Annotated in this window: 18 protein-coding genes and 1 tRNA gene; 9 read left to right on the top strand and 10 right to left on the bottom strand. The window is 58.4% G+C overall.

Annotated elements, in window-relative coordinates:
- Positions 1-30: 30 nt before the first annotated feature.
- From WMO20_RS02080 to WMO20_RS02070, 3 genes are read right to left on the bottom strand one after another with little or no spacing between them, the layout of a single operon-like run.
- On the bottom strand, positions 31-912 hold the full coding sequence (locus WMO20_RS02080) for a TlpA family protein disulfide reductase (RefSeq protein WP_349185685.1): 882 nt from the start codon (positions 910-912) through the stop codon (positions 31-33).
- A gap of 4 nt (positions 913-916) precedes the next feature.
- Complete coding sequence (locus WMO20_RS02075; RefSeq protein WP_349185684.1) at positions 917-1801, bottom strand: 4Fe-4S binding protein; 885 nt, start codon at positions 1799-1801, stop codon at positions 917-919.
- Positions 1794-1937 carry a CD1871A family CXXC motif-containing protein gene (locus WMO20_RS02070; RefSeq protein WP_333490614.1) on the bottom strand — a complete coding sequence of 48 codons (144 nt, stop codon included), beginning with the start codon at positions 1935-1937 and terminating at the stop codon, positions 1794-1796. Before WMO20_RS02070 ends, WMO20_RS02075 begins: the two co-directional genes overlap by 8 nt.
- 158 nt (positions 1938-2095) lie before the next feature.
- On the opposite strand from WMO20_RS02070, the gene WMO20_RS02065 reads away from it, so the two are divergent.
- From WMO20_RS02065 to WMO20_RS02055, 3 genes are all read left to right on the top strand, one after another.
- Complete coding sequence (locus WMO20_RS02065; RefSeq protein WP_112090267.1) at positions 2096-2773, top strand: response regulator transcription factor; 678 nt, start codon at positions 2096-2098, stop codon at positions 2771-2773.
- Positions 2770-3918 carry a sensor histidine kinase gene (locus WMO20_RS02060; RefSeq protein WP_349185683.1) on the top strand — a complete coding sequence of 383 codons (1149 nt, stop codon included), beginning with the start codon at positions 2770-2772 and terminating at the stop codon, positions 3916-3918. The genes WMO20_RS02065 and WMO20_RS02060 overlap by 4 nt, the downstream gene beginning before the upstream one ends.
- Before the next feature lie 95 nt (positions 3919-4013).
- Positions 4014-4895, top strand: a complete 882-nt coding sequence (locus tag WMO20_RS02055) for an aldose 1-epimerase family protein (protein WP_349185682.1) — start codon at positions 4014-4016, stop codon at positions 4893-4895.
- 383 nt (positions 4896-5278) lie between these two features.
- Here WMO20_RS02055 and proS read toward each other — a convergent pair whose 3' ends face one another.
- Together proS and acpP are read right to left on the bottom strand one after the other, a co-directional pair.
- Positions 5279-6718, bottom strand: a complete 1440-nt coding sequence (gene proS / locus WMO20_RS02050) for a proline--tRNA ligase (protein ID WP_349185681.1) — start codon at positions 6716-6718, stop codon at positions 5279-5281.
- 123 nt (positions 6719-6841) lie between these two features.
- On the bottom strand, positions 6842-7078 hold the full coding sequence (gene acpP, locus WMO20_RS02045; RefSeq protein WP_015537798.1) for an acyl carrier protein: 237 nt from the start codon (positions 7076-7078) through the stop codon (positions 6842-6844).
- Between the two features lie 275 nt (positions 7079-7353).
- On the opposite strand from acpP, the gene dapF reads away from it, so the two are divergent.
- The 6 genes from dapF to WMO20_RS02015 all read left to right on the top strand — a co-directional run bounded on the left by dapF (position 7354) and on the right by WMO20_RS02015 (position 11706).
- The gene (dapF, locus tag WMO20_RS02040) at positions 7354-8193 is read left to right on the top strand and encodes a diaminopimelate epimerase (RefSeq protein WP_349185680.1); all 840 of its coding nucleotides are present in this window, start codon (positions 7354-7356) and stop codon (positions 8191-8193) included.
- Between the two features lie 174 nt (positions 8194-8367).
- Positions 8368-9555 carry an LL-diaminopimelate aminotransferase gene (locus WMO20_RS02035; RefSeq protein ID WP_349185679.1) on the top strand — a complete coding sequence of 396 codons (1188 nt, stop codon included), beginning with the start codon at positions 8368-8370 and terminating at the stop codon, positions 9553-9555.
- A gap of 85 nt (positions 9556-9640) precedes the next feature.
- On the top strand, positions 9641-10060 hold the full coding sequence (locus WMO20_RS02030; protein ID WP_349185830.1) for a GntR family transcriptional regulator: 420 nt from the start codon (positions 9641-9643) through the stop codon (positions 10058-10060).
- 2 nt (positions 10061-10062) lie between these two features.
- Complete coding sequence (locus WMO20_RS02025; protein WP_349185678.1) at positions 10063-10908, top strand: ABC transporter ATP-binding protein; 846 nt, start codon at positions 10063-10065, stop codon at positions 10906-10908.
- Positions 10905-11546 carry an ABC-2 transporter permease gene (locus WMO20_RS02020; protein ID WP_349185677.1) on the top strand — a complete coding sequence of 214 codons (642 nt, stop codon included), beginning with the start codon at positions 10905-10907 and terminating at the stop codon, positions 11544-11546. The genes WMO20_RS02025 and WMO20_RS02020 overlap by 4 nt, the downstream gene beginning before the upstream one ends.
- A gap of 1 nt (position 11547) precedes the next feature.
- A complete protein-coding gene (locus WMO20_RS02015; RefSeq protein ID WP_349185676.1) occupies positions 11548-11706 on the top strand; it encodes a hypothetical protein in 159 nt (52 codons plus the stop codon).
- 57 nt (positions 11707-11763) lie between these two features.
- Here WMO20_RS02015 and WMO20_RS02010 read toward each other — a convergent pair whose 3' ends face one another.
- The 5 genes from WMO20_RS02010 to WMO20_RS01990 form a co-directional block, all read right to left on the bottom strand.
- The gene (locus tag WMO20_RS02010; protein ID WP_316541167.1) at positions 11764-12003 is read right to left on the bottom strand and encodes a hypothetical protein; all 240 of its coding nucleotides are present in this window, start codon (positions 12001-12003) and stop codon (positions 11764-11766) included.
- Positions 12004-12022: 19 nt separating this feature from the next.
- Positions 12023-12499, bottom strand: coding sequence for a NanQ anomerase/TabA/YiaL family protein (locus tag WMO20_RS02005; protein WP_349185675.1), 477 nt, complete (start codon positions 12497-12499; stop codon positions 12023-12025).
- 458 nt (positions 12500-12957) lie between these two features.
- Positions 12958-13042 (bottom strand) — tRNA-Tyr (locus WMO20_RS02000).
- 195 nt (positions 13043-13237) lie between these two features.
- Positions 13238-14470 (bottom strand): 6-phosphofructokinase, encoded by a 1233-nt coding sequence (locus WMO20_RS01995; protein ID WP_349185674.1) that lies wholly within the window; start codon positions 14468-14470, stop codon positions 13238-13240.
- A gap of 84 nt (positions 14471-14554) precedes the next feature.
- Positions 14555-15778 carry a 6-phosphofructokinase gene (locus WMO20_RS01990; protein ID WP_217285332.1) on the bottom strand — a complete coding sequence of 408 codons (1224 nt, stop codon included), beginning with the start codon at positions 15776-15778 and terminating at the stop codon, positions 14555-14557.
- Positions 15779-15990: the final 212 nt, after the last annotated feature.

Here is a 15990-nt window from a genome sequence, read left to right as displayed (position 1 = left end):
AGCCGCCCGAAGGCGGCAGGGGAGAATAGCTTATTTGGCGCTGTCCTTGGCAAGGGCGGCGTCAATGTTTTTTTGCAGGGCGGCAAGGTTTTCTTCCTTGTCAATGCCGCCCAGCAGGGGCTGACCCACAACGTTGCCGTCCCGGTCAAAAACGTAGGTGGTGGGGAAGGCCATGATGTTCAGCGCAAACTTGCCGGCCTCGCTGCCGGAAGCAAAGTAGATGTTGCGGTAGCTTGCGCCCTTTGCTGCCAGCAGCTTTTTGGCAGCTTCGATGCCCTGCTGGCTGCCATCCAGCGTCTCGGTGTTGATGCCGACCACCTCGCCGCCCTGTGCCTTGACCTTTTCATTCAGGGCGTTCAGGTCGTCCAGCTCCTCTACGCAGGGCTTGCAGCCGTTGAACCAGAAGTTCACCACCGTAAAGGCGTTGCCCGCAAACAGGCTGTTGTCCACCGGGTTGCCCTCTAAATCGCTGCCCTCAAACTGGGGGAAAGCAGTGCCCTGTGCGGCGGCACTGGAAGCAGCCGCGTCCGCAGGGGCAAGAGCAGCAATTTGTTCCTCGATGGCACGGATCTTTTCCGCATCGGCGGTCAGGGTCTTGTACTCCTCGTCCGAGAACTGATCCTTTGCCTTTTCTACGGCATTGCGCAGAAAATCGCCGTAGTTCGTGCTGAGGGTGGTCTCGGTCACGTTTTTGTCCATGGAAGTGAACACCTTCTCCCACAGGGCATCGTTTGCGGAAAGGATCTCGTTTTCCTCCGCCAGCAGCTGCTCCTCGGTCTTGCTTTCCGCTGCCGCAGAGGAAGCGGAAGAAGAGGATGCCGAAGATGCAGAGGATGCGCCCTGCCCGCAGGCGGCAAGGCTGAAAGCCAGCACAAGGCTGAGCGAAAGTGCGGTTACACGGTTGAATTTCATGGTTTTACTCCTTTGTTGTTTCAGTGTTTGATTGGTCTCCCAACCCGAACTTGTACTGAATGGCGTCCGTAGGGCAGGCTTTCATGCACATCCCGCAGCGGATACATTCGGCGTGGTTGGGGGTCTTGGTAATGTCTACGTCCATCTTGCAGGCCCTTGCACAGGCACCGCAGGAGACGCATTTGTGGGTGTCTACGCGCATCTGGAACAGCGAGACCTTGTTCAGCAGCGCATAGAACGCGCCCAGCGGGCACAGCCACTTGCAGAAGGGGCGGTAGAACACCACGCTGCCCACAATGACTGCCAGCAGAATGCAGGCTTTCCATGTGAACAGTTTGCCCAGCGAGGCGCGGATGCCCGCATTGGTCAGGGAGAGGGGAATGGCACCTTCCAGCACGCCCTGCGGGCAGAGGTATTTGCAGAAGAACGGGTCGCCCATGCCCAGCTCGTTGACCGCCAGCAATGGCAGCAGCACCACCATGACCAGCAGCACCGCATACTTTAAATAGCGCAGCGGCTTTAGCTTTTTGGTGGAGAACTTAGGGGAGGGTATCTTGTGCAAAAGTTCCTGAAACCAGCCGAACGGGCAGAGGAAGCCGCAGATGAACCGCCCCAGCAGTACCCCGAAAAGGATGAGAATGCCTGTGATGTAGTAGGAAAAGCGGAACTTGGAGGAACCCACCACCGCTTGGAACGCCCCCACCGGGCAGGCACCGGCAGCGCCCGGGCAGGAATAGCAGTTCAGTCCCGGCACGCAGACGTATTTTCCGCTGCCCTGATACAGCGTCCCTTTGGCAAAGTTGGGCAGGTGGAGATTGGTCAAAAGGGTTGCCCCGGCCTGTATAAAGCCCCGGAACCGGGCGAGGGGATCTAGTTTTTTCTTATCCAATGCCCACACACTCCATACACAGCCGGATGGCTTTTGAAAATACGGTATCTGCCTCGCCCCGCCATACACCGAAGAGCAGCATCAGCACCCCGGCGGCAAGCAAAAGCAGCTGCGCCTGTTTTTTTGTCATGAACATCATAGCCTCCTGTTGTTTGATGGCACCAGTATACACTATCCGGGATAAAATTTCTGCTAAGAAAATCTTAACACGAATCTTAACACTGTCTGCTATAATCTGTTATAATGAAGAAAAACGCAAGAAATGGATTTTTTACGAGAAGGGTGGAAAACAAAATGCGCCTTTTGGTGGTAGAGGACGAGCACTCCCTGCGGGAGGACATTGCCCGGAAGCTGCGGCTGTCCGGGTACGAGGTGGACGCCTGTGCAGACGGCGAAGCCGCACTGGAAGCGCTGGCGGCAGAGCGGTACGACCTTGTACTGCTGGACCTCAACCTGCCCAAGGTGGACGGGATGCAGGTGCTGCGCAGCTTACGGCAGCACGACCTTGAGACCTGTGTGCTGATCTTATCGGCGCGCAGTGAAATTTCAGATAAGGTGGAGGGACTGGATGCCGGAGCGAACGATTATCTTTCCAAGCCCTTCCACCTTGCAGAGCTGGAAGCCCGGGTGCGCAGCCTGACCCGGCGCAAGTTCATCCAGCAGGACGTCTGCCTGTGCTGCGGGCGGCTCAGCTTCAATACCCGCAGCCGCGTTGCCACGGTGGACGGTCAGACCCTTGCGCTGACGCGGAAGGAGAGCGGCGTGCTGGAATATCTGCTGCTGCATCAGGGACGCCCGGTCAGTCAGGAAGAGCTGATTGAGCACGTCTGGGACGGCAGCGTGGACAGCTTCAGCAACTCCATCCGGGTGCATATCTCTGCCCTGCGCAAAAAGCTGCGGGCGGCGCTGGGCTACGACCCCATCCGCAACCGCATCGGGGAAGGCTACGAGATCGGAGGAGAGGTACAATGAAGCGTTTATCCCTGCAATGGCGCATCACCCTGCTGACGGCGCTGCTCATCGCCTGCGCCTGCGTATGTATGAATCTGCTTTTATACCGCACCGGCGTTACCGGCATGGATGCCCTCAACGGCTTTATGATGCAGTATCAGCCCGGCAGCGCGGATTCGTTGACCATCGAGATCCCGCAGGAGGAAATGTCCAGCCTGCTGGCGCATTTTTCGCAGGAAGTCTACGATGCAAAAGTAGTCTTTGGCCGCAAGGGCTGGTGCATCACTGCCGTGGTCACCATCCTCAGCGCAGCCATCGCTTATTTTGTCAGCGGCAGAGCGCTGAAACCGTTGCAGCAGCTTGCGCAGCAGGCGCAGCGGGTCGATCAGGACAGCATTGCCACCGCCCGGTTGGACGAGGATACCGTGCGGGAATTCGGGCAGTTGAGCCGGTCAGTGAACCGGATGCTGGATGGGCTGGCGCAGTCCTTTGAATTGCAACGGCAGTTTGCGGGCAACGCCGCCCACGAGCTGCGCACTCCACTGGCCATTTTGCAGACAAAGCTGGAACTGTTTGCAGAGGAGCACCCGGCCATGGACGCCGAGACTGCCGGGCTGGTCAGCTCTCTGCGGGAGCAGCTGGACCGTTTGACCGCCCTAGTGCGCACTTTATTAGAGATGAGCAATCTGCAATCGGTCTCCCGCACCGACCACATTGCCCTTGCGCCGCTGGTGGAGGAGATTTTGACCGACCTGACCCCCCTTGCCCAGAAAAACAATATCTCCTTGCAGCAGGACTGCGCGGAACTGGGCATGGTGGGCAGCGATGCTTTGATCTACCGGCTGGTGTTCAATCTGGTGGAAAACAGTATCAAGTATAACCGCCCCGGCGGTGCGGTGCACGTCACCCTGCGGCAGGAAAAGCAGGCCGCCGTGCTGCGCGTTGCGGATACCGGCCCGGGCATCCCTGCGGACTGCCGGGAGAGCATCTTCCAGCCCTTTTTCCGGGTGGATAAGTCCCGCAGCCGGGAAATGGGCGGCGTGGGGCTTGGGCTTGCCCTTGTGCGGGAGATCGCCGTGCTGCACGGCGGCAGCGTGACCGTGGAGAGCAGCAGTGAAAACGGCACTACCTTTGCCGTCGCCCTGCCGCTGGCACAGCCCTGCTGAAACCGGGCGGACTGGGGCTTTATTTTTGGCACACAGGGGAGTATACTGGAAACAGCAGGCCTCGGAAAATAAGAAGGACAAAGGAGATACTGAAAATGCAGGCAACCATTCACAACGAATTCCTGACCCTGACCGTGGACACCCACGGTGCAGAGGCTGTCAGCCTGAAGAACGCCGCAGGCGAAGAGATGCTCTGGCAGGCCGACCCCGCCATCTGGAAGCGCCACGCACCCATCCTGTTCCCGTGGACGGGCAAGCTAGTGGACGGCACCTTTGCAGCCAAGGGCAAAACATGGAAGGGCGGCCAGCACGGCTTTGCCCGGGATCTGGAGCATACCCTGCTGCGGGCAGAAGGGGACACCATCCAGCTGGAGCTGCGGGCAGACGATGCTATCAAGGCAGAGCGCTTCCCCTATGACTTTGCGCTCACCAGCACCTTCCGTCTGGAGGGCAAGACTGTGCACCACACTTTGCAGGTGACGAACCCCGGCACCGAGGAGCTGCGCTTCGGCATCGGCTTCCACCCGGCGTTCAATGTGCCGTTCGATGAAAAGCACACCACCACTGACTACGAGTTCCGTTTTGACCGGCCGGAAAGCCCGGTCATCCTTGACGCCAGCCCCAACGGCCTGCTGAGCGGCAAGAGCTATTACCAGTGGAAGAATCAGCAGGCCATCCCGCTGACCGACGACCTGTTTGCCGACGACAGCTTCTGCATGGCAGGCCTGCGCACTGGCACCATCGGCATCTGCGAGAAGGACACCGGCCGCAATATCACCTGCAAGGTGGAGGGCTACCCCTATTCGCTCATCTGGTCGGCTCCTGCAAAGCCGGTGCGCTTTGTGTGCATCGAGCCGTGGCACAGCCTGCCCGCCGCTGCCACCGACCCGCAGGACTGGGAGCAGCGCGCCGCAGCCGCCTGCCTTGCCCCCGGCGAAAGCTGGCAGACTACCCTTAGCACCACCTTTGACCGGTAAGAAAAAAGCACGCAGAAACGAAACGGCGTGCTCTTGACAGAAACCTCAAAAGTGGGTATACTGTAAATAGAAAAGGCACTGCGACAAGCGGTTGGCCTTTTTGATGAGGATTCTTAAAACTCAAGAACCGTCACCGGCCAGGGTGGCGGTTCTCGCTTTTTACCTTGATGGTAAATACCAATCCGAAGATATGGAACGTCAAAGTAATTGGCATAAGCTTCACCTCCTTTCGGAAGTGGGGCCGAACCGCCTGCCGTTATGTGCAGTGCCTTGCTGCTAGAGCAGCAACTCTATAATAGCATATAATTCGACAAATGACAAGTAAAACCCCCGGAGCACAAAAGCGCTCCGGGGGTTTTGTATCGGGTCAGAAAGGCAAATGCTTAGTAAGCAACGCCCCAGTAGACCATGGCCTTGGCGGGCTTACCGCAGCAGGGGCACACATCGCTGAGATGCTCCTGCTCAAAGGGCATACAACGGCTGGAAAGTCCGGCCTCTTCCTTCATCTTCATCTCGCAGGCCAGATCGCCGCACCACATGGTCTTGATGTAGCCGGTGTTGGCCTTTGCCAGCTCCTTCACCTCGTCCATGGTGGTGGCAGCCCAGGTGCGCTTTTCGCGGTTTTCCAGCGCACGCTGGTACAGATCCTTGCGCAGAGCTTCCAGCTGGGCGGGGATGGCGGTCTCCAGCTCGTCCAAGCTTACAAAGACCTTCTCACGGGTGTCGCGGCGCACCAGCACGCACTGGTTCTTTTCCAGATCTTTGGGGCCGATCTCAAGGCGCAGGGGCACGCCCTTCATCTCCCACTGGGCAAACTTCCAGCCGGGGGCGTTGTCGCTGTCGTCCAGCTTCACGCGGGCGTACTTGCTGATCTTCTCTGCCAGCTCGGCAGCCTTCTCGGAAACGCCGGGCTTGTGGGCGGCAATGGGCACCACCACCACCTGAATGGGGGCAATGGCCGGGGGCAGGATCAAGCCGTCGTCATCGCCATGGGTCATGATGATGGCACCCACCAGACGGGTAGAAACGCCCCAGCTGGTCTGGAACGGATGATGCAGCTGGTTGTCGCGGCCGGTAAAGGTGACATCGTAAGCCTTGCTGAACTTATCGCCAAAGTAGTGGCTGGTGCCGCTCTGCAGTGCCTTGCCGTCCTTCATCATGGCTTCGATGGTGTAGGTGGCTTCGGCACCGGCAAACTTTTCCTTGTCGGTCTTGCGACCCTTTACCACGGGGATCGCCAGATCCTGCTCGCAGGTGTCTGCATAGCAGTTCAGCTGCTGCTGGGTCTCAGCCTCGGCCTCGGCAGCGGTCTCGTGGATGGTGTGACCCTCCTGCCACCAGAACTCGCGGCTGCGCAGGAAGGGACGGGTGGTCTTTTCCCAGCGCACTACGCTGCACCACTGGTTGTACTTCATGGGAAGCTCACGGTAGCTGTGCAGCACGCGGGACCAGTGGTCGCAGAACATGGTCTCGCTGGTGGGACGCACCGCCAGACGCTCTTCCAGCTTGTCGGAGCCGCCCATCGTGACCCACGCCACCTCCGGCGCGAAGCCATTGACGAGCTCGCCTTCCTTCTGCAGCAGGCTCTCCGGGATCAGCACCGGCATAGCCACATTCTCATGGCCGGTAGCCTTGAACCGGGCATCCAAATCCTTCTGGATCAGCTCCCAGATGGCCTGACCATAGGGGCGCAGGATGATAAAGCCCTTCACACTGGAATACTCCACCAGCTCTGCCTTCACGCAGATATCAGTGTACCACTGTGCAAAGTTTTCTTCCTGGCTGGTGATCGCCTGCACGAGCTTCTTGTTGTCTTTTGCCATTTTGTTATATCCTCCCAAGGCCGTGCGCCAAACGCTTTACGTTCCGCACGAACCATAATAAAGCCCCGCCTGCCTGCACGGCCGTGTGCCGCACTGCAAAGGCGGGGCTTTTGCCTAAAAGAATCAGTTCTGCGCGTGGCTGTCCACAAAGTTTACCACATCGCCTACGGTGCGCAGGGACTCGATGGCGTCGTCCGGCACCTCGATGCCAAACTCGTCCTCCAGCGTCATCACCATATCTACGATATCCAGACTGTCAGCCTCAAAATCGCTCATGATATCACTTTCCAGCGTGATCTTTGCCGGGTCAACGTCCAGCTGCTCAGCCAGCAATGCACGGATTTTCTCAAAAGTATCCATTCCTGTGGTCTCCTTTTTGCAGTTGTATTGCATACGCGTACAGCCCGCCGTGCCCCGGAAAACCTCCGGTATCCGGCACGGCCTTGCCTGCTGTACAAAGCGCTCTCTTTTTTTATATCCCATGCAGTGCGTATTGTCAAGCCCTGTTTTGCAGCAACTGAAGAAAATTGTCTGAAAGCTGCTTTTTCCCTTGACATCTCGTGCCGGTTTTTTTATCATTATAAAGTAATGAGTTTACGGGGACTGACCGGTCCCTTTTATAAGGAGCGATAAGCATGAAGCTTTCATTCACCAAAATGCAGGGCTGCGCCAACGATTATATCTATCTGGACTGCCGCACCTCCGGCGTGCCGGAGGATATCGCAGCGCTTTCACAGCGGCTGTCCCGGCGGCACTTTTCCATCGGCGCGGACGGCATTATCTGCATCTGCGCACCGGTCACAGCCGGGGCAGACGCCATGATGCGCATCTTCAATGCGGACGGCAGCGAGGGTAAGATGTGCGGCAACGGCATCCGCTGCGTGGCCGAGTGGCTGTACACCCACGGCATGGCAAAGCCGAAGCTTGCCATCGACACCCTCAGCGGCTTAAAGACCGTTGCCCGCATGGGCGAAGGTCTGTGGCAGGTAGAGATGGGCACCTACACCGCCATGGCAGCGGCGCTGCCCGCCGTGAACATGGGCGAAGGACCGCTGGTAGACCTACCCCTGCAGGTGGAAGAGAACCTGTGGCGGGTGACCTGTATCAGCGTGGGCAATCCCCATTGTGTGACCATTGTGCCGGATGTGGACAGCCTGAAGCTGGAGCAGATCGGCCCGGGCTTTGAGCACCACGAAAACTTCCCGGAGCGCATCAACACCGAGTTTGTGCAGGTGGTGGACGCCACCCACCTGAAAATGCGTGTGTGGGAGCGCGGCAGCGGCGAGACATGGGCCTGCGGCACCGGCACCTGTGCCACTGTGGCAGCCCTGACCGAGCTGGGCATCTGCCCCGCCGGGGAGGATGTCCATGTGCAGCTGCGCGGCGGCGAGCTGACCATCCGGGTGCTGCCCGGCAAGCAGCTGTTGATGACCGGCGCTGCCGAGACCGTGTGCGAGGGCACGACCGAAGTGTAAATAAGAACCCTCTCAGTCGCCTGACGGCGACAGCTCTCCCGAAGGGCGAGCTTTTCTGCATCAAGAGGAAAAGTTTCCCTTCAAAATGAAAAGCTCCCCCCTCGGGGGAGCTGGCATCGAGCGGATGCGAGATGACTGAGAGGGTTCCACAATATAGAAGCGAGGGAAAGTATCATGAAGATGAACAAGCATTACAATGAGCTGAAGGCCAGCTACCTGTTCGTGGACATTGCCCACAAGGTGGCTGCGTATCAGGAAGCACACCCGGAAAAGGAGATCATCCGTCTGGGCATCGGCGATGTGACCCAGCCGCTGGCGAAGTGCGTGGTGCAGGCTATGCGCGACGCCGCCGAGGAGATGGGCACCAAAGAGGGCTTCCACGGCTACGGCCCGGAGCAGGGCTACCCCTTCCTCAAGCAGGCTATTCAGGGCTACTACGCCAGCCGCGGCACCCAGCTTGCCGAGGACGAGATCTTTATCTCGGACGGCGCGAAGAGCGACCTTGCAAACCTGCTGGGTCTGTTCGATGTGGACAACACCGTGCTGGTACCGGACCCCGTGTATCCCACCTATGTGGACGATAACGTTACCGATGGCCGCAAGATCATTTACAGCCGCACCGGGCAGGAGAACGGCTTCCTCGGGATGCCGGACGAGAGCGTGAAGGCAGATATCATCTATATTTGCAGCCCCAACAACCCCACCGGCGCTGCCTACACCCGCGCACAGCTGAAGGCATGGGTGGATTACGCCCGCAAGAATGATGCCATCATCCTGTACGATGCCGCTTACGAGTGCTTTATCTCGGACGGCGAGCTTGCCCGCAGCATCTTCGAGATCGAGGGTGCACGCGAGTGTGCCGTGGAGATCTGCTCCTTCTCCAAGATCGCAGGCTTTACCGGCACCCGCTGCGGCTACACCGTCGTGCCCAAGGAGCTGGAGCGCGAGGGCATGAGCATCAACAAGCTCTGGCTGCGCCGCCAGACCACCAAGTTCAACGGCGTGCCCTATGTGGTGCAGCGCGCCGCTGCTGCTGTGTTCACCGAGAGCGGCATGGCTGAGATTCAGTCTAATCTGGACTACTACCGCCGCAACGCAAAGGTCATCGCCGATGCACTGGACGAGTGCGGCGTGTGGTACTGCGGCGGCAAGAACAGCCCCTACATCTGGCTGCGCTGCCCCGGCAACATGAAGAGCTGGGAGTTCTTCGACTGGCTGCTGGAAAACTGCGGCGTGGTGGGCACCCCCGGCGTGGGCTTCGGTGAGTGTGGCGAGGGCTACTTCCGCCTGACCGCCTTCGGCGATGCGGAAAAGACCAAGCTTGCCGCCGAGCGCATCAAGACCGCGATCAAGGCGCTGTAAAACCTATAAAAATTGCACCCGCTGTCCGTTTTGGGCGGCGGGTGTATTTTTTTACGCATTCTCTTGACAAATCTGTATCTACTGTATATACTGTACATATACAGACAAAACGAAAGTGTCAAAGGAGCAGCCGATGGAACTGTTTATCAACAACAAAAGCGGCGCGCCTATCTATGACCAGATCTACAACCAGATCAAGCAGCAGATCATCAGCGGGGCTTTACAGCCGGACGAGGCCATGCCCTCCATCCGGGGGCTGGCACGGGATCTGCGCATCAGCGTCATTACCACCAAGCGCGCCTACGATGAACTGGAAAAAGAGGGCTTTCTTTACGCAGTACCGGCAAAGGGCTTTTTTGTAGCCCCGAAAAACACCGAGCTGCTGCGGGAAGAAAACCTGAAAAAGATTGAAGCGCATCTTACCGAAGCCGTCCGCCTGTCCGCATCCTGCGGGCTGAGCAGGGAAGAACTGCGGGAGATGCTGGAACTGCTATGGGAGGGCTGAATATGAACGCACTGGAACTGCAGGGGCTTACAAAGCACTATAAGGACTTTACCCTTGGGCCGCTGGACCTGACCCTGCCCGGGGGCACGATTTGCGGACTGATCGGTGAAAACGGAGCGGGCAAAAGCACCACCATCCGGCTGATCTTAGACATGGTGCAGCGGGACGGCGGCACCGTGACCATCCTCGGCAGGGACAGCCGCACCGCTTCCGTCCGCACCAAAGAGGAGATCGGCGTGGTGTTGGGCAGCGAGGGCATCCCCCTGTGCCTGAACGCGGTGCAGGCGGGCAAGGTGATGGCGGGCATCTATCAGAACTGGGACGCTGCCGCCTATGCGGAGCTGTGCCAAAAGTTCGGTCTGCCGGACAAAAAGCAATACAAGGACTACTCCACCGGCATGAAGATGAAGCTGTGCATCGCCGTGGCACTGGCGCACCACCCGAAGCTGCTGCTTTTGGACGAAGCTACCAACGGGCTGGACCCGGTGGTGCGGGACGAGGTGACCGACCTGCTGCTGGACTTTGCCCGGGACGAAAACCACTCCATCCTCATCTCCTCCCACATCGTAAGCGACTTGGAAAAGCTGTGCGACACCATCGCCTTCCTGCACAAGGGCAGGCTGCTGCTCTGTGAAGAAAAGGACGCCCTGCGGGAGGAATATGCCCTGTGGCATGGCACGGCGGCGCAGCTGGCGGCACTGGATGCACAGGTGTACGGTAAGCGTGTCACTCCTTACGGTGCCGAGGCGCTTGTGCGCCGGGACGCAATGCCCGCCGGAGCAGAGCTTGCCCCGGTGAGCATTGAGGAATTGTTTGTACTGATGGTGAAAGGGGAGAACGTGCAATGAAAGGTCTGTTATTGAAGGATGCCTATCAGCTGTGGAGCTACACCAGATGGATCATTCTGGCGTCGGTAGCCATGATGCTGATGGGAACGTTTTTCATGAAGGAAGGGTCTAATTTCTTTATGCTGTACGGCGGGCTTTTGCTGGGCATCCTGCCCATGACCTTGCTGGCTTACGACCAGAACGGCCGGTTCAGCGCTTACAGCGCCGCCCTGCCGGTGACAAAAGAGCAGATCGTGGGCGGCAAATACCTCATCGGACTGTGCGGTATGGTGCTGGCGGAGCTGCTGAGCATGGCAACTTTGGCGGCCGCACAGCTGCTCTGGGGTACGGTGACGGTGCAGATCACCGTGGCGACCCTGCTTCAGGTGGCGATGCTGACCCTGCTGGGCAACATTATTTTGCTGCCGCTGGCCTACCGCTTGGGCTACCAAAAAGCCCGGTATGCGTACTACCTGTGCATCGGTCTGCTTGCAAGCTTTATGGGATATTTCGTTTCTTCGGGGGACAGCGCTTTGGACAGCATCCTGCCCGCGCAGGGTTCGCTGCTGGTGCTGGTGGTCGTGCTGGCGGCGGCGCTGGCGCTGTATGCCCTCTCGTGGCGGTTGTCCGTTGCATGGTACGGAAAGGCAGAGCAGTAAAATGAAGAAAAGCCAAATCGCGGGCATCCTGTTCGGCGTTGCCATGGGCGTTTTGTTCAGTGTGTCGATGGGGACAGTGGGTTTTGCGCTGGGTGCCGGTTTTGTCAGTCTGGGCATGGTGATGTTTGAAGGGCTGGATGACCCGCAGGATAAAAAATAAGGTGTAAAAATGCGCCGCCCCTGCCGGAAAAGCTTCTCCGGTAAGGGCGGCGCTGTATTATTTTTCAGTTTTCTCTGTGCTTTTTTGTGCAGCTTCCAGCTCATCCACCCGCTTTTGCAGGGCGGTGATCTTATCGTCCATTTTCAAAAATGTCCAGACCAGAACGGCCAGCACCAGCGCGGGAGGAACAACCATCCACAGGGACTGCTGGCACCAGAGCAGCAGCGAATAGCCGCCAAACACAGTAAAGAGAAACACGGCAAACAGGCTTGCAGCCAGCACAGCAAAAAATCCCATACAGAAAGTCTCCTTTCGCTTATTCTTCTGTTTCTTCCTCGTCCGGGTCCAGCTCGATGCTGAACACGGCTTTTTTCAGCTTGCCGCAGCCCTGCGCCTTCAGGCCGGATTTATACGGTTCCCCGGCCAGATACAGGGCAAAGCGTCCCTCGCACAGCATTCCGGCAATGCTGGTACCGGCGGTGCCTACGGTGGTGTCGGCGGTCTCGTCGGTGGGCTTGGTGGGAGTCAGCTCTGCCAGACTTACCTCAAACAGCTCGCTGCCGTCCAAGTCGGTCTCCAGCGTGATGTGATTGTCGTGCCGCTGGAACAGTGCCTTGTCGGAGGTCTGGGGTGTGACGGTACTCACAGTGACCACCGCCTTGTCCCCATCGATGCGGGTGCGCCCGGCAGGCAGGGTGGTGATATCCCGCGCCATGATGTACTCGATGACAGTGTCCAGATTGTCGCTTACGCCCAGATAATTGGGCAGGTTGTTCAGGGTATCGTAGATCATGGAAAAGTCCTCCATCTGTATCGTTTTGGTTACTTGTATGGTATCACAGGTCGGGGGCAGATGCAATATCTGTGGGGGAGAGTATAAATCGATATTGCTCGAATCTCCCCTTGCACCCCTTTTGCATAGCAGATAAAACAGAAACACCAGTACCCGGTTCGGATATTGGAGTTCTTGGCGGGCGCGGGTGGATTGCGCGAGCCGCGCAGAAAAGGAGCCCGGGTCGCGGCTCCCAGCGGCTGCATCGTGCCTTGGGCGGCACGCGCATCCTGCTGGCCGCAGCCCCAACAGCTCCTCCCTGTTTCTGCCGCTGGCAGCGGTCGTCGCTGTTGCACAGGGGCTTTTTTACCCGCCGGACTGTTCGGCGGGTCGATGCTGTTCGAATCCACCCACATTTGTGAGTCTCACGCACAAGCAAAACAAAAAACTCCAGCGTGCTAAATACGCTAGAGCTTTTTTGGTGGGCGCGGGTGGATTCGAACCACCGAAGCTGAAAGCAGCAGATTTACAGTCTGTCCCCATTGGCCACTCGGGAACACGCCCATATTCTTTTTTACAGCCACGCGGACTGCTTGTATATGTTACCACTGAAAACGCGGTTTGTCAACCCATAATTTGGGCTGAGCGCAAAAAATAAGAAAGAAATGCAGCAAACACAAAAGCCCTCCCGTCCGGGTGTGCTTTACAGCGTCCGGGCGGGAGGGCTTTTCAGCCTGACAAAAACAGGTCAGGAGAAGATCACTTCTGGTTCTTCATGTAGATGTGGTGCGGCAGACCGGCGATGTACAGCGGGGTCAGCTCGGCCTGGATCAGCGGACGGGCGTAGTCCAAGAAGTCCTCGGTCATCTGGGTATGGTTGTTGTTCATCCAGCTCAGGGGAACCTTCTTTTCCAGGTTGGCGACCTCGCTGATGGGATGCAGCTCGGTGGTGCACTGGTAGGGGTTGTTGGAGATGCGCTTCAGCGCAACCATCTGCCCGGTAACGCCCTCAAAGGCTGCCTTGGCAGCGGCACCGCCTACCTGATAGGCTTCGGTGATGTCGGTGCGGCTGGTCAGGTGACCGGCGCAGCGCTGCAGGGTGGAAAGCTCGATGCAGCGGGTCTTGGTGTCCAGATTGCGGGCAACCACATTGGCCAGATACCGTGCAGTACCGGTCAGTGCCTTGTGGCCGAAAGCGTCCACTGCGTGCACGTCGTCCGCCAGCTCACAGACATAGCGGCCGTCCTCCAGCTTTACGCCCTCGGAAACAGCAATGACGATGCTGGGCTTCTTTTCCTGCATCACACGCACCTTTTCCACAAAGCGCTCCACATTGAAGGGAACCTCGGGCAGGCAGATCATGTCCACGCCCTCGCAATCGTCGCTCTTGGCCAGTGCGGCAGCGGCGGTCAGCCAGCCGGCGTTGCGGCCCATGATCTCCACCGCGGTGACGTACTTGGTGCCGTACACGGTGGCGTCACGGATGATCTCCTTCATCACAACGCCGATGTACTTGGCCGCAGAGCCGTAACCGGGAGTATGATCGGTGACCATCAGGTCGTTGTCGATGGTCTTGGGCACGCCCATAAAGCGGATGTCGCTGCCAACGCGCTGGCCGTAGTCTGCCAGCTTGCCGATGGTGTCCATGGAGTCGTTGCCGCCGATGTAGAAGAAGTAGCCGATGTTCAGCTTTTCTAGAATGGCGAACAGCTTTTTGTACACCGCCTCGTCATCCCGCCAGTCGGGCAGCTTGTAGCGGCAGCTGCCCAGAAAGCTGGACGGGGTGCGCTTGAGCAGCTCGATGTCCAGGTCATCGGTCAGCAGGGTGGAAAGATCCACCACCCGCTCCTCCAGCAGACCGGCAACACCGTTGCACATACCGTACACGATGTCTGCGCCGCGGTTCTTGCAGCTTTCAAAGACACCCGCCAGACTGGCATTGATGACAGAGGTGGGGCCGCCGGACTGACCGACGATTGCGTTTTTTCCCATGATGATTTCTCCTTTTTTGTTTTTTCTGTTTCGGCTATAAAAACGTGCAGTTGCACGAAAACAGACGCGGAAGGGAAAGGGAGATCACAGACGGATGTGGCGGGGGGTACCGTTCACATACACAGGAGTTACCTCGTCCAGGATCAGCGGACGGGCGTACTCCTCAAAGGCTTCGGTCACCTGCATCCCGTCCGGAGTGATCCATTCCAGCGGGACTTTCTTTTCCAGATTTGCCACCTGCTGCACATCCACAGACTCGGTGATGCACTGGTACGGGTAGTTGGAAACGCGCTTGAGGGCGATCATGCGGCCGCTCTCGCCCGCAAAGGCAGCAGCGGCAGCGGCACCGCCAACGGCGTAGGCCTCGTTCACATCCGTGCGGCTGGCCAGATGGCTGGCGCAGCGCTGCAGGGTGGAGAACTCGATGGCGCGGCTCTTGCACTGCAGTTTGTCGTGGATGAGCTCCGAAAGGTAACGGCTGGTGCCGCTGAGGATGGCCTTGTGACCAAAGGCGTCCAGCTGCCCGGCGGTGGAAACCAGATCGCACAGGTAAGTGCCGTCTGCGGTCTTTACGCCCTCGCTGGCTGCGATGATAACGTTGGACTTTACCCGCTGCAGCTCGTCCACCCGGGCAAGGAACTTATCCTGATCGAAGGGCACTTCCGGCAGCAGGATCAGGTCGGGGCCTTCGCAGTCCTCGCCGCCTGCCAGACAGGCCGCACCAGCCAGCCAGCCAGCGTGACGACCCATGATCTCGGCCACCGTCACGCTGCGGATGTTGTAAACCGAGGAGTCGCGGATGACTTCCTTCAAGATGGTGGCAATGTACTTTGCGGCAGAGCCGTAGCCGGGGGTGTGGTCGGTGAGACACAGATCGTTGTCGATGGTTTTGGGCACACCGATGAACCGCACACTGCTGCCCACCTGCTGCCCGTAGCGGGACAACTTCGCGATGGTATCCATCGAGTCGTTGCCGCCGATGTAGAACACGGCGCAGATGTCGTACTTGTCAAACAGGGTGAACAGCTTGACGAACGGGGTGGCATCGGTGTCCGGGTCGGGCAGCTTGAAGCGGCAGCTGCCCAGATAGCTGGACGGGGTGCGCTTGAGCAGCTCAATGCTCATGCGGTCGTCCAGCAGAACGTTGAGCTCCAGCAGCTCCTCCTTGAGCAGACCTTCGATGCCGTACTTCATGCCGTACACCTTGTCTGCACCCAGACTGCGGGCGGCTTTGTATACGCCTGCAAGGCTGGAGTTGATCACGGCGGTAGGGCCGCCGCTCTGACCAATGATGATATTCTTGGCCATGGAAACCTCCTTCAGATCATTTAAAATGTATCACTGCCGGGCAAACGGTTTTCCGCACCGTCCGGTAAAGTAGTCTGTCGACCCTGCACTGCCAACAGACCGGAACGGCAAAACAGCCGCCTGCCGCAACTGACACAAAAATATTTGCAGCTTGTGTATTCGCTTTTTGTAAAATGTGCAAAATAAGCTGCAATCCTATTGTACCCGTTTTG

Source organism: Faecalibacterium intestinale (assembly GCF_040096575.1).
Classification (GTDB): domain Bacteria; phylum Bacillota; class Clostridia; order Oscillospirales; family Ruminococcaceae; genus Faecalibacterium; species Faecalibacterium intestinale.
Note: the sequence above shows the minus strand (reverse complement) of the source record. Positions and strands in the feature narration are given on the sequence as shown.